Source organism: Nocardia sp. NPDC004278 (assembly GCF_053602975.1).
On sequence record NZ_JBSGEQ010000007.1, the window covers coordinates 283,151 to 295,125 of the forward strand.

Consider the following 11,975-nt stretch of genomic DNA (forward strand, 5'->3'; position numbering starts at 1 on the left):
TGATGACGACGGATGACACATCGTGGGCATTAGGATTCGAGCGCAGGATGGAGGCGCGACATGGCTGGCTCAGGGCCGGACGGTGAGCAGGTAGGGGATCTGGTCCGTCGGCTCCGCACCGAACGCGGGTTCACCCAGGCCGCGCTCGCGGCCAAGGCGGGTTGTTCGCGCAGCCTGATCCAGCAGATCGAGAACGGAACGCGGGTGCCGCCGCTACCGCTGCGTGAACGTCTGAGCCTCGCGCTCGGCCAGGAATTGCCGACCACCGACGGTGTCACCGATGATCTGGCCGGCGGCGCGTACCACGATCTGCGCATGCGATTCAATGTCCTACTCGGCAAGGACCCTGAACTGGTCGAGCGGGCAATCGGTATCGCGGGCAGCCTGATCGATGCGACCGGTGCGCGGGAGGAGATCGAACCGCTGCGCATGATCGCGGATCGGCAGTTGGAGCGGGCCGAGGAGATCCTGGCCCAGATCCCCTCGCGCAGCGCGACGGTGTGGGAATGGAATACCGTGAGCGACTGGTTGATGATCCTCGAACAGGCCAAACAGTCCGTTCGGGCGATCCACACCGCCGACCTGGGCACCATCGGCGGCGATGTCGGCGATGACTATCACGCCGCGATCCTGCGGCTGGCCGACAACACCCATCCGCCCCGAATCGATGTGAGACGCATGTATGTCCTCGACACGATCGATGACGTATGGCCCTATGACGACAAACTATGGAAGCAGGCGCGTTCGGGAGTGGAGAGCGTGCTGGTCAAGCGCGAGCATGCACGCAATGCGCAGAGCATGCTGGTAGTGGACGAAAAGTATGTCGCCGTAGGTGAATACGACTATTCCCGGCAGGCCCGCGTCGCAACCCGGTTCTCGGCCTTGAAGCACGATGTCGCGTTCGCGGTGCGAAGGTTCGAGCGCCTCTACGAACTCAAGGTCGCCGGTTCGGGCATCGTCGTCAACGACATTGTCGCCGCACCGGCGCTGGCCGCCTTCGAACGCCTGACCGATGGCGACTGCCGCAGGCTGTTTCGTGCGGCGCTGGAGCAGAGTTGGCGCGAGATGGTCGCGCCGGGGGAGTCGCCCGTCGAAGGTGAGGTGCCGTGACGCGGCTGGCTGCCATCGATGGGCTGCCATGGCAGCACCTGGCGCCGAGTCTCGCCGCTCGCACCAACCGCTCGGAGGTGCGCAAGCGGGAAGTGCGTCGACACCTGGGCGCACGGCCACAGTTCGCGGGTGCGGGCGACCGGATGTATTCGGATGTCATCGACGCCTATCACGGTGAGACCGGTCTCGCGCTGGCCGAAAACGCCCTCACTGCATTGGATCTGGCTTGGCGCGAGCTGCTGCACACGCAGCCGCCGGATGAGTACACCGACGGCACGCTGTATCACAAGCGGCAGCCGCTGGTACTGCGAGAGTTGGCGGCGCACAAGCTGTTCGGGCGGTTGTCGGAGCCGGTCGACGGTGTGCCCGGAGTGCGGGTATCGCCCGAGGAGGTCATTGTCTGCGCATACTCGAGCACCATGCTGCTCGAGGAGGCGGTCGCGACCCTGGCCCGTCCCGGTGGTGTCATTGTGTATCCGGAAGGCCTGTACAAGAGTTCGGGCATCCACGTGGAGAAGTACGGTCTGCGGATGCAGGCTTGCCCGGTCGCACCGGATGACTCCTTCAAGATCGACCCCGAGCTGCTGGCAGCGTGCCTCGACTACTTCGCCGAGCGCGGCGAGCTGTGCGGGGTGCTGCTCACGCTGCCCGGAAATCCGGTATTCACCGAGTATTCGGCCGAGGAACTGCTGGCGATCGGCCGAGTGCTGCTGGCGCATGGAGTGCCGGTGATCTGCGATATGGCCTTCGATTGCATGGTGGCGCAGCATATTCCGATCGCCGCGCTCGAGATACCCACCGCCGATGGCGTGCGGCGGCTCTACGACCAAGTGCTGACCATCACCGGGAACTCCAAGGGCTACAACGCTTTCGGTCCGTGCAAATTGGGCGCTGCGTGCTCGGGCAATGCCGAATGGCTTGCCGAGGTTCGGGAGCGGCTCACCATTTCCTTCCAGCGCGAGTCCACGCATCTGGCACGAGCGATCGTCGAGCACACGCCAGCGGATTATTTCGCGCGCAATCGCGTGCGCATGCTCGAACAACTCGACCGTGCGCACGGCCATATCGCGGCCATCAACGCTCGATTCGGTGCGAAACTAATGCGGCCACTGGGCAGTCGGCAGGGCATGTTCCTGACCGTGGTCTTCGACGACGCGCTGCTCGACCAGGTGTGTGTCGCGACGAGCGCGGAGCTGGAGGATCTGCTGCTCGCCGGTGCCGGGATCGATACCGTCGCACTGGACCGGACCGGATCCGAGCGACTCGGCGTGCGGTTCAATGTGCTGGCGCCGCGCAAGGCGCCGGGCCGTGAGTCGGCCGATCTGGTCGACGAGCTGTTCGACCGGCTCGAGCAGTTGATCCAGGAGATCCGGGAGGGGCTGACCTATCCCAAGGTACTGGCGGAGCGTGGTCTACCGATTCTGGAAGGCACTCCCGCACAATGATTATCGGAGTGCTGCGCGAGACGGCGGTCGAGGAGCGGCGCGTCGCACTGATCCCCGACGATGTGCGCGGGCTCGCGAGTGTGGATGTCCTTGTCGAGCGTGACGCGGGCCGATCGATCGGGTTCAGTGATGCGGACTACCGCGGGTCCGGCGCGCGGATAGTCGAGCGGGCGGAGGTTTTCGCGCGCGCCGACCTTGTGGTGTGGGTGAAGCCTCCGGCATATCCGCTGGATTCGGTGCGGTCCGGTACCACCCTCATCGGATTCCAGGACCCGCTGCATCGTCACGATGTGATCGCTGGACTGCGGGCCCGCGGCATCGAATCCATCGGCTACGAAACCGTTCCGCACTCGCGCCCCGAGATCGATGCCCTCTCCGCCATGAGCCGAATAGCCGGTGAGGTCGCCTATGTGCAAGGCCGACAGCTGCGCTCGGCTCAGGGGACCGTGCACACCTTGATCCTCGGCTGCGGACAGGCCGGACTCGCCGCCATCGCCGTGGCGGCCGCGCACGGCGACGTGCCGACCGCGCTCGGCAACCGCCCCGATCAGGAGTCCGCGGCAATCCGGCACGGTGCCAAGACATTTCTGCCGAATCCGGCCGGGCTGCTCGCACACCTCGCCGCCGAACCACCCGGCCTGATCGTCTGTGCTGCCGTACATCGTGGCGCCCGGGGTCCGCTGCTGCTCGATGGCGCGGCTCTCGACACACTGCGCCCCGGCACGGTGATCGTCGATCTCGTCGCCAAATCGGGTGGCAACTGTGTCGCCACCGCGCTGGACCGCACCGTAACCCTGCCCAACGGCGTCATCGTCACGCACCGATCGAATTATCCGACGCTCCGGCCGCTGGAAGCGAGCCTCGCCTACAGTGCGGCCACCGCCGCCCTGCTGAAGACCCGCTTCGTAGGTGAAGAACGTTAGTGGCCAGGGGTTTCAGCGGGGCAATGTCACTGGATCCGTGCAGTTGGCCGCCGCATCGACCAGTGCGCAGATACTCGAAGCTGCGCTGCGCACCATCGCCGAGCGCGGCTACTCGGCCACCTCCGTGGCCGAGCTGGCCGAGAACAGAAAACCGGAATCCCTGAGGCACTGACATCGAGCGCCGTCGCCGCACGGGCGTCGGTAGGGCCGGAAGAACTCGGCCCCGAGACCCATGTCCAGGGGCGTGGGGTACTCGCGCTCACCGCCTGTGGGCGGCACCGATACGGCCATTACGGTGCCCTGCCCATCTGACGGTTCCCGACCCGCTTCCCGTGCGTCAGGTGCGCTGGAGCTCGCCACTGGTGAGGCCAGCGGTCAATGCATCCCATCATCCTGGATTACATTCCGGTGTGCGGTGAGCCGGGGTCATGCTGGGCGCGGCAGCTGGTTGGTCGGAGGTGGGTCATGGCGCGGCCCCCGCGCTGTCGGGTTCATCGATCGACTGCCATTGCACAGTGAGTTCGTGGCGGCCGAAGCGGTCGAGGTCGCGGGTGATGATCTCGCGGATGCGTTGCAGCGCTCGGTCATCGGTCGCTTCGATGCGCACGTTCAGCGTGTTGGCGTCGTCGCTCAGTACGCATCGACCCCAAGGGTCGAACACGATGGTGGTCCGAATATCGGTCGATTCGATACTCAGCGCTATTTCCGCATGGGTGACCGGGTCGCTGTGTTTGCGGATGCGGTGCGCACGCGGCGAGCCCATTGTGCTTGCGTGCTTTGTGAATTGGCGTAGGTACCGGTGCGGTCGATCGGTCGGGATACGGGCTTCAATGATGGGCATCGCCGATCACATCCTGGTGATACCGACCAGCCAGGCGCGGACGTCGCCCGGTTCCGGATTGATCTCGATGGTGGATTCCTCGATGGACTCGATACGCCAGCCGTCCGTGAAGGCGGCGGTGATGTCGTCGCGGCCGAGCCGATGCGGGCCCCAGGTGCCGGACTGGCGGTCGCTGAAGCCGAGCATGAAGTAGCCGCCACCCGGAACCAGTGCCGTGGCGAGGCTTTCCACATAGGACGTGCGTGCCTTGGGGGTGAAGATGTGGAACAGACCGCAATCGAGCACCGTATCGAAGGTTTCGCCGAGTTCGGCCAGGCGCAGGGCATCGTGGCGCTGGAACCGGACGTCGAGGCCGCGCTCACGAGCCTTCTGCTCGGCGAGCCGAATGGCCTGTGCGGATTGATCGATGCCGACTGCGGGATGGCCGAGCCGCGCGGCCAGCATTGCGTGCTCGCCGGTGCCGCAACCGATATCGAGCACGCGACCGTGCAGTCGGCCGGTTTCGGCGAGCGTCCGGAAGGCGGGTTGTGGTCGGTCGATATCCCACGGCGGTTTGCTCGTGTAGAGGTCGCCGGGGCCGGTCGGGCGCGGGTAGTCGGGGTGGGGATCGTGCGTCGGGGTGAACACGTGTCGTCTCCTGTCGAGTGTTGTCCAGGTCCCTGGCCTGCTGAAACTCAATTTATCGAGACAGGGTGTCTATAGTCAAGACGTTATGTCTACACCAAGGTCGAAATGTATAGTCGGGTGGTGCCGAAGCTGTGGAACGAGACGATCGAGGCGCACCGTCAGCAGGTGCGCGATGCGATCCTGGACGGCACGGCGGCGCTGGTGTTCGAGCGCGGGCTGCGGGCGGTAACGATGTCGCAGGTGGCCGAGCGCGCCGGCATCGGGCGGGCGACGTTGTACAAGTACTTTCCCGATGTCGACACCATCCTGCGCACCTGGCATGCGCGCCAGATCGATACGCACATCGCCGAACTCGTGCGCGTTCGCGACGGCGCGGGCAGTGTCGGCGAACGCCTCGTCGCCGTACTCACCGCGTACGCGCACATCACCCGGCAAACCCGCAGCCACGACCGCGAATTGGTGCGATTCCTGCATCCCGACGAACAGATCGCCAATGCGCAGGAGCAGTTGCGCGGGATGATCCGGCAGCTGATCGAGGAGGGGGCCCAGGCGGGTGAACTCCGCGCTGACGTCCCCGCCGAAGAATTGGCCAACTATTGTCTGCACGCGCTCGGCGGAGCCGCCGAACTCATCACGGAAGCCGCTGTCGCGCGGCTGGTTTCGGTCACCGCGAGCGGACTACATTCCGACGTGCGGTGATCCGTGGTCATGGTCGTGACCGGTGTGCTCTTGTCGAGTGTGATCGTGCTGGGCGTCGGGTGAACCACCCATCATGCGCAGCATGGGAATTCCGCCGGTCCGTACGAAAATCGTGACCAGCAGTGCGGCGAGGATCAGGAAGGCGATATTGAGCCAGGTGGTGTAGTTCCACCTGATTCCTTCCGCCATCACCATGGCATTGCGTTCGGCCGGGATGAGATTTGTTGTGCCGAAAATGATTTCGACCAGAAATCCGGCGCCGACCATGGCGGCGTAGAAGGTGCCGAGCAGGGTGAGCATCATCCGGGTGCCGTAGTACTTGCGGTAGATATTCAGGATCGGCAGGATCAGCAGGTCGGCGTAGATGAAGGCGATCACACCGCCGAAGCTGATGCCGCCGTTCCACAGCACCGCGGCCAGCGGCACATTGCCGATCGAGCAGACGAACGACAGGATCGCCACCAGCGGTCCGACGATCGGTCCCCAGATGGCCGACAGCAGTGGATGATCGGTGAGGAAGAAGTTCTGCCAGAACGTCTCCGGCACCCATGCGCCGATCGCGCCCGCGATGAGCAGGCCGAGCACGAGATCGCGCAGAATCGCGGCCCATTCCATGACGAATACATGTGAGACCGCGGTCAGCCCCGATCGTGACAGCAGCCGGTGCGCGAAGGAGCCTTCGGCCGCTACCGACATATCCATCGCAGCATGGCCTTCCATCGATCCGGCGAGACCGCGGTCGGCTTGCCGACGGGCCTCGTCGACCAGCTTGGACCGCACGAAGAGCCGGAACAGCACCGCGAGCAGCACGATCATAATGGGACCGCCGACGAATTCGGCCGCGGTGAACTGCCAGCCCATCAGCAGCGCGAGGATGACGCCGAGTTCGATGACGAGATTGGTGGAGCCGATCTCGAAGGCCATCGCCGCGGTGAAATTCGCGCCCTTGCGGAACAGTGAACGCGCCAATGCCACCGCCGCGTACGAGCACGACGAGGAGGCCGCCCCCAGCCCGGCCGCGATGGCGAGGGTGCGCGGCCGATCATCGCCCATCAGCCGCAGGATGGTCGACTTGCGCACCACCGCCTGCACCACGGCCGAGAGCGCGAAGCCGAGGATCAACGCCCAGAGGATCTCCCAGGTCATCGACCCGGCCAGCGATAGCGCATGCCCGATAGCGTTCACCACAACCTCGTCTCGGTGGAGATCCGGGGCGACCGCTCTGACCGCCCTGCGCGGCAAGCTATACCCCCACCGGGTAATGGTCAAGCCGCCACTCAGCTCGGCGCGCTGCGTCGCGTGCCCGCTTGCGGTCAGGCGCTGCGCAATACCAGGACGGTGATTTCGCTTGGTGCGAAGACGCGCAGCTGTGGACCCCAGAAACCGGTACCGCGGCTGGTGTAGAGCTGAGTGTCGCCGTGTCGGGACAGGCCGGCCACGACGGGTTGTTCGAGGCGGACCAGATAGTGGAACGGCCAGATCTGGCCGCCGTGGGTATGGCCGGAGATCTGCAGCGCGACACCGGCGGCGGCGGCCTCGGCGACCTGCCTGGGTTGGTGGGCCAACAGGACCACCGGTGCGTCCCGATCCGCGCCCGCGAGGGCGGCGGGCAGGTCGGGGCCGTGGCCGGGCAGGCCGACGCCGGTGGGATCGTCGATACCGGCCAGCACCAGCCGGTCATTGCCGCGGGTGATCGTCTCGTGCTGGTTGTGCAGCGGCTGCCAGCCGATCGAGGTCATATGGTCGATCCAGCCGGGTGCGTCGCCGAAGTATTCGTGGTTGCCGGTGATGTAGAAGCGGCCCAGCGGGGCCTCGATCTTGCCGAGCGGGTCGACCTGCGGATGCCGTTTCGCCACCGAACCGTCCGCGAGATCGCCCGCGTGGCAGGCGATATCGGGCTGCTGGGCATTGACGACGTCGACCACCTGCTCCGACCAGCGCAACCGGTCCAGCGCCGCGTAGTGGGTATCGGTGATGACCACCATGCGCAGTCCGTCGAGCGCGGGGCCGAGCCCACGGATCGCGATATCGAGGGTGCGGACCCTGGGCACCCGGCGCGCTTCGATCACACCCCAGACCGTCACCGCGGCCGCGATCGCCAGTACGCCGATGGCGACAATTCTGGAGCGGGTCGGATCGTCCACCCCGCCGAGCGCCAATCCGAGTCCGACGATATTGCCGATTACCGACCAGCTGAACAGCACCCACATCACGCCGAGCAGCGTGTCGCCCACAATGGACGCCGCATCCGACTGCCTCGGTCCATGGCCGAGAAACATCGAGGTGGGCAAACATGCGAATCCGACCAGGAAAGCCGCCGAGCCGAACCAGAACAGCGGGCCCTCGGTGGTGGCACCGATCAAGGTCCACCAGGGCAGCAGGAACAGTAAGGCGGGAATCGCCAGAAACAGGGCGATGCGCGGAACGTATTTCACGGAAGATCATTTCTCGCGGGTGCGGTGCGGCACCCGGTCCCACCACCCGGTGCCATGGGCGCTATCGACGATAACAGCGTTAACGCAACTGCGTCGGCGACGACCGATCCGCGCACGTCACTCCGGGCAGGGGAGTCCGATATAGGACGGGTCGAGTGCTTTCTGCACGACATAGCCAACGGTGGGCGATTCCGGCAGCGCGCCATGGTTGAAGTCATCGTCCGGGCACAGATCCTGTACCCAGATATTGTCGACCGTGGCACCGAGACCGGCGGTGAGAAAGGTGGCCTCGGGCGGGGTGACGACGCGGTCGAGGTGGCTGGCGATCACCGTGTATTTGATACCGGGTTCGGTATCACCCGCGGCATTGAGGCTGTGCAGGAATTCACTGTCGATCAGTTGTTGCAGCGCGGCTGTGCCGAGATATTCGGCGATGATGCCGAGGACGGGCGCCTGTGCGCTTCCGGTCGGTAGTAGATAGCCGAGTCCTTCGGCAGTGGTGCCGTGATTGGTCGCCGCGATGGTGATCAGCTGGTCCACCTTGTTCTGCGCGGGATCAAGGTGGTTCGCGCCGCCCTCGAAGCGCAGAAATTGCCGGACCAGCGGACCGCCCTGCGAATGCGCGACGATATCCACCTTCGGTACACCGGTCGCCGCGCGCACCAGGTCGACGAATCCCCCGACTTCCCGGGCCGAACTGCGCATATCCTCGGTGCCGTATACGCCCGGTTCCGCACCTCGGACACTGGATTCCGCGCGGCCGTAGCTGAGCGAAAATACGCAGTAGCCTTGCGCTTTCAGTTGCGGTGCGAGCACATCCCAGGAATTCTGATTGCCCCAGGTGCCATGGACCAGGACCACGGGTTCCGGATGCGCCGCCGACGGTCGGCACGCCCAATCATTGGCCCCGGCCGGTGGCGTGCTGCCATCCGGGGAGCCATCGTCGGCGTGCGCCGGAGCGAGCATGCCCGAGAATGCGCCGATGAGCAGAGCGGGCACAATAAATGATCGTCGAATAAGCGAACTCTTCGCGAACAGCGCAACGCTCCCTTCGCTCACAAATCAGGACCTGCAAACGAAACTCGCCACCGACTCGGTGATCGGGGCCGATAAGGCTGTCAACCGCCTGCTTCATAACACGGCAGCGAATACAGGGCAAATATGCTCGCCGCTGTGGCGAGTCGCGGAAATGCGGTGCCACGATGGAGTTGCGCACCGCTGTCGGTCGGTATGGTCGTTGGAGAGGAATTCGAATTCATGCCCAGCACACCGCGTTCGGTTATCGCAGTGTTCATCGCGGCACTGCTGGTTTCGGTGCCGACCGCGTGCGGTTCCGATAACAAACCCGCCCCGGCGGTACCGCGCGGTGCGGTGGTTTCCACCACCCCGGTCGAGCAACTGTCGACCGAACAGACCACGGCGTATCTGGCCGATGCGAATATCGGTACGCCGGTGCGCAATGGCGTCGACGCCTACCGCGTCGTCTATCGCACCATCACCCCGGAGGGCGGCGCGACAACGGCGAGCGGACTTATCGCCTTGCCGCGCACCGATTCCCGGCGGCTGCGCGTGGTCAGCTACGAGCACGGCACGCTGGTGCTGAAGAGTGACGCGCCCTCGGTCAACGGCACGACCCGCCCAGAACGCGCCCGCACCATCATGTTCGCCGCGGCGGGCTATGCGGCCGTCGCGCCGGACTACCTCGGACTCGGCGAAGGTCCGGGCTTCCATCCCTACACCCACGCCCCCTCGGAGGTCAGCGCCTCGGTCGACCTCTTGCGTGCCGCCCGCACCATGGCCGCCGAACGGCAGCGCGATCTGGACCTGGACATCCTCGTCACCGGCTTCTCCCAGGGCGGACAGGCCGCGACGGCACTGGGTAAGGCGCTACAGGGCGGTGCCGCCGCCGGCTTCGGCCTGTCCGCGCTCGCGCCGATCAGCGGGCCCTACGACGTCGCGCACGTCGAGACGCCCGGCGCCATCGAGGGACGGGTCCCCCCGGCGATCGCAGTCTTCTTCCTGGCCTACTGGATCACCTCGATGAACCGCATCTACCACCTCTACGATCGGCCCGCCGACGCATTCTCCGAACCCATCGCCGACCGCATCGACCAACTCTTCGACGGACAGCAGAACGAGATCACCATCGGCACCGCCCTACCCGTGCGCCCGGAACTGCTGCTGACACCGAAATTCCTGGCCCTGGCCCAACATCCGACCGGAACCTCGCAATCGGCAGTGGCCGCCAGCGACGGCACCTGCGACTGGACGCCACGCGTCCCGGTGCACCTCTACGCCGCCACCGGCGACCGAAATGTGCTCTACGCCAATGCCGAACACTGCCTGCAGGCCATGCACACCGACCGCGCCACCCTCACCGACCTCGGCGATATCGACCACTCCGCCACCGCCCGCATCGCGCTCCCGCAGATCCTCGACTGGTTCCAACGCGAAATTCCGGCCACCTGAACAGATTCAGCGGATGCCGGGAGTCGGGGCGGGGCCGATGCAGCCGAGAATGAAGCAGCCGGATGGCCAATCCGCGAACGGTGCGGCAGGGGCCTTGCCGAGGCAGAGCAGCGGGCCGCACCCCGGATAGGCATTGGGGCCGATGCCCAGGGCATCGAGGACCGCGTCGGGGTTGGTGATCGTCGGATCGTCCAGGCTGACGCCCTCTTGTGGCACATAGGGTCCTGGATCCGGTAGCCGCGGTTCCCGGAAGGCCGCGTTGATGGCGCGCAGCGTATCGCTCGGGAAGGTTCCGGCACCGCCGGGGACGGTGACGCCGGTCCAGCTGACCACCAGGTCGAGGCTCGGCACAATGTAGCTGTCCTGGCGCATCATGCCCGACATCTTGACGGCATCGGCCGGCAGACCCGGAAATTCGGCGGCGCATTCGGGTCCATTGACGACGAAGAGGAAGCCGTAGCACGGGCTGGTCTGCGACGGTTGACTCGCCTGCGCGAGGTAGTCCGTCGAAATGACCTGGATGCCATGCCAATTCCCGCGATTGGCGACCAGCAGACCGAGCTTGACGAAATCGTCGGGTGGGAGCACGAGATGGGCGTAGCCGTAGGTGTTCCCGCTGCGGTCGCGGCCCCAGAAGTAGTCGGTCCTCCGGATGCCCAAGGGGTCGAACAGCTTTCGCTGCGCGTACTCCTGGAAGTCCACGCCGACGGCGCGCTGTACCACATAGGCGATCAGATCGACGGCGCGCTGGCTGTAGCGCCAGACGGTGCCCTGCGGATGCTCGACCGGTCGCGCCATGGCCTGCGCCACCACATTCGGATCGAGTTGCGCCAGCCCCGTGACCCCCTCGGAGAGTACCGAGACCTCGAGACCCGAGGATTCGGTGAGCAGATTGCGCACGGTGATCGCGCGGTGCTCGGCATCGCCGATGCCCGGCGGCAGATAGGCACCGATCGGATCATCGATCCGCAACCGCCCCTCGTCGACGGCGAGGCCGGTGACCAGCGAGACCACGCTCTTGGTTGCACTCCACAGATTCCACGGCTCAGCGCCGGTCTGTGCGTTGTTCGGCCCGGTCGCGATAAGACAGTTATTGCGGAACACCTGGATATTGCGCCGGGTCGGATCGGAGACGAAGCCCATGGCGGTGCGCAGCGCGGCCGAATCGAGGCCGACCTCTTCGGGCGTCGCCGTTTGCGGCGTGCGCCCATCGGTGAGTTCACAATGCCTCAACTCCGCTGGCGCGGCCTCGGCGACCGCACCCGACAGACCGGCCAACAGCACAACGGCCATGGTGATCGCAGACACCACAGCACTCTTCGAACGACGACGCACTCGACCCTCCACGTACCCACGGTTTCGGTGGTGAGATCGGGCGGTACGGCCCCCTGTTACGGCATCGAACGCCCCAAATCCCATGGTCATA

General features: G+C 65.6%; 12 protein-coding genes. 6 read left to right on the top strand and 6 right to left on the bottom strand.

Annotation, left to right across the window (positions count from 1 at the left end):
- Positions 1–60: 60 nt before the first annotated feature.
- The 4 genes from ACWEO2_RS14000 to ACWEO2_RS14015 are packed head-to-tail and all read left to right on the top strand — an operon-like array spanning position 61 to position 3,650.
- Positions 61–1,110, top strand: coding sequence for a helix-turn-helix domain-containing protein (locus ACWEO2_RS14000; protein WP_355176713.1), 1,050 nt, complete (start codon positions 61–63; stop codon positions 1,108–1,110).
- On the top strand, positions 1,107–2,555 hold the full coding sequence (locus ACWEO2_RS14005; protein ID WP_452405638.1) for a pyridoxal phosphate-dependent aminotransferase: 1,449 nt from the start codon (positions 1,107–1,109) through the stop codon (positions 2,553–2,555). Before ACWEO2_RS14000 ends, ACWEO2_RS14005 begins: the two co-directional genes overlap by 4 nt.
- A complete protein-coding gene (locus tag ACWEO2_RS14010) occupies positions 2,552–3,478 on the top strand; it encodes a hypothetical protein (protein ID WP_452405639.1) in 927 nt (308 codons plus the stop codon). The genes ACWEO2_RS14005 and ACWEO2_RS14010 overlap by 4 nt, the downstream gene beginning before the upstream one ends.
- Positions 3,465–3,650, top strand: a complete 186-nt coding sequence (locus ACWEO2_RS14015) for a TetR family transcriptional regulator (RefSeq protein ID WP_452405640.1) — start codon at positions 3,465–3,467, stop codon at positions 3,648–3,650. Before ACWEO2_RS14010 ends, ACWEO2_RS14015 begins: the two co-directional genes overlap by 14 nt.
- A 291-nt stretch (positions 3,651–3,941) precedes the next feature.
- Here the strand turns inward: ACWEO2_RS14015 and ACWEO2_RS14020 are convergent, their stop codons facing one another.
- Complete coding sequence (locus ACWEO2_RS14020; protein ID WP_452405641.1) at positions 3,942–4,319, bottom strand: DUF2218 domain-containing protein; 378 nt, start codon at positions 4,317–4,319, stop codon at positions 3,942–3,944.
- Between the two features lie 6 nt (positions 4,320–4,325).
- Positions 4,326–4,946: a class I SAM-dependent methyltransferase gene (locus ACWEO2_RS14025; RefSeq protein ID WP_452405642.1), complete on the bottom strand. Its 621-nt coding sequence runs from the start codon at positions 4,944–4,946 to the stop codon at positions 4,326–4,328.
- 120 nt (positions 4,947–5,066) lie between these two features.
- Between ACWEO2_RS14025 and ACWEO2_RS14030 the strand changes: the two genes are divergently transcribed.
- Positions 5,067–5,645 (top strand): TetR/AcrR family transcriptional regulator, encoded by a 579-nt coding sequence (locus ACWEO2_RS14030; RefSeq protein WP_452405643.1) that lies wholly within the window; start codon positions 5,067–5,069, stop codon positions 5,643–5,645.
- On the opposite strand, the gene ACWEO2_RS14035 is transcribed toward ACWEO2_RS14030, so the two are convergent.
- The 3 genes from ACWEO2_RS14035 to ACWEO2_RS14045 all read right to left on the bottom strand — a co-directional run bounded on the left by ACWEO2_RS14035 (position 5,625) and on the right by ACWEO2_RS14045 (position 9,079).
- The gene (locus ACWEO2_RS14035; protein WP_452405644.1) at positions 5,625–6,833 is read right to left on the bottom strand and encodes a permease; all 1,209 of its coding nucleotides are present in this window, start codon (positions 6,831–6,833) and stop codon (positions 5,625–5,627) included. The two genes, ACWEO2_RS14030 and ACWEO2_RS14035, sit on opposite strands and share 21 nt — an antisense overlap.
- Positions 6,834–6,958: 125 nt before the next feature.
- On the bottom strand, positions 6,959–8,080 hold the full coding sequence (locus ACWEO2_RS14040; RefSeq protein WP_452405645.1) for a metallophosphoesterase: 1,122 nt from the start codon (positions 8,078–8,080) through the stop codon (positions 6,959–6,961).
- A 117-nt stretch (positions 8,081–8,197) separates the two neighbouring features.
- Entirely contained in the window at positions 8,198–9,079 is an 882-nt protein-coding gene (locus ACWEO2_RS14045; protein WP_452405646.1) for an esterase/lipase family protein, read from the bottom strand.
- Between the two features lie 258 nt (positions 9,080–9,337).
- Here ACWEO2_RS14045 and ACWEO2_RS14050 point away from each other — a divergent pair, with 258 nt between their 5' ends.
- On the top strand, positions 9,338–10,549 hold the full coding sequence (locus ACWEO2_RS14050) for a hypothetical protein (protein WP_452405647.1): 1,212 nt from the start codon (positions 9,338–9,340) through the stop codon (positions 10,547–10,549).
- Between the two features lie 6 nt (positions 10,550–10,555).
- Here ACWEO2_RS14050 and ACWEO2_RS14055 read toward each other — a convergent pair whose 3' ends face one another.
- Positions 10,556–11,857: a serine hydrolase domain-containing protein gene (locus tag ACWEO2_RS14055; protein ID WP_452405648.1), complete on the bottom strand. Its 1,302-nt coding sequence runs from the start codon at positions 11,855–11,857 to the stop codon at positions 10,556–10,558.
- Positions 11,858–11,975: the final 118 nt, after the last annotated feature.

Excerpts from the sequence above, each read along its gene's own strand:
- ACWEO2_RS14020 (WP_452405641.1), bottom strand. The coding sequence starts at position 4,319 with ATGCCCATCATTGAAGCCCGTATCCCGACCGATCGACCGCACCGGTAC.
- ACWEO2_RS14010 (WP_452405639.1), top strand. The coding sequence starts at position 2,552 with ATGATTATCGGAGTGCTGCGCGAGACGGCGGTCGAGGAGCGGCGCGTC.
- ACWEO2_RS14000 (WP_355176713.1), top strand. The coding sequence starts at position 61 with ATGGCTGGCTCAGGGCCGGACGGTGAGCAGGTAGGGGATCTGGTCCGT.
- ACWEO2_RS14050 (WP_452405647.1), top strand. The coding sequence starts at position 9,338 with ATGCCCAGCACACCGCGTTCGGTTATCGCAGTGTTCATCGCGGCACTG.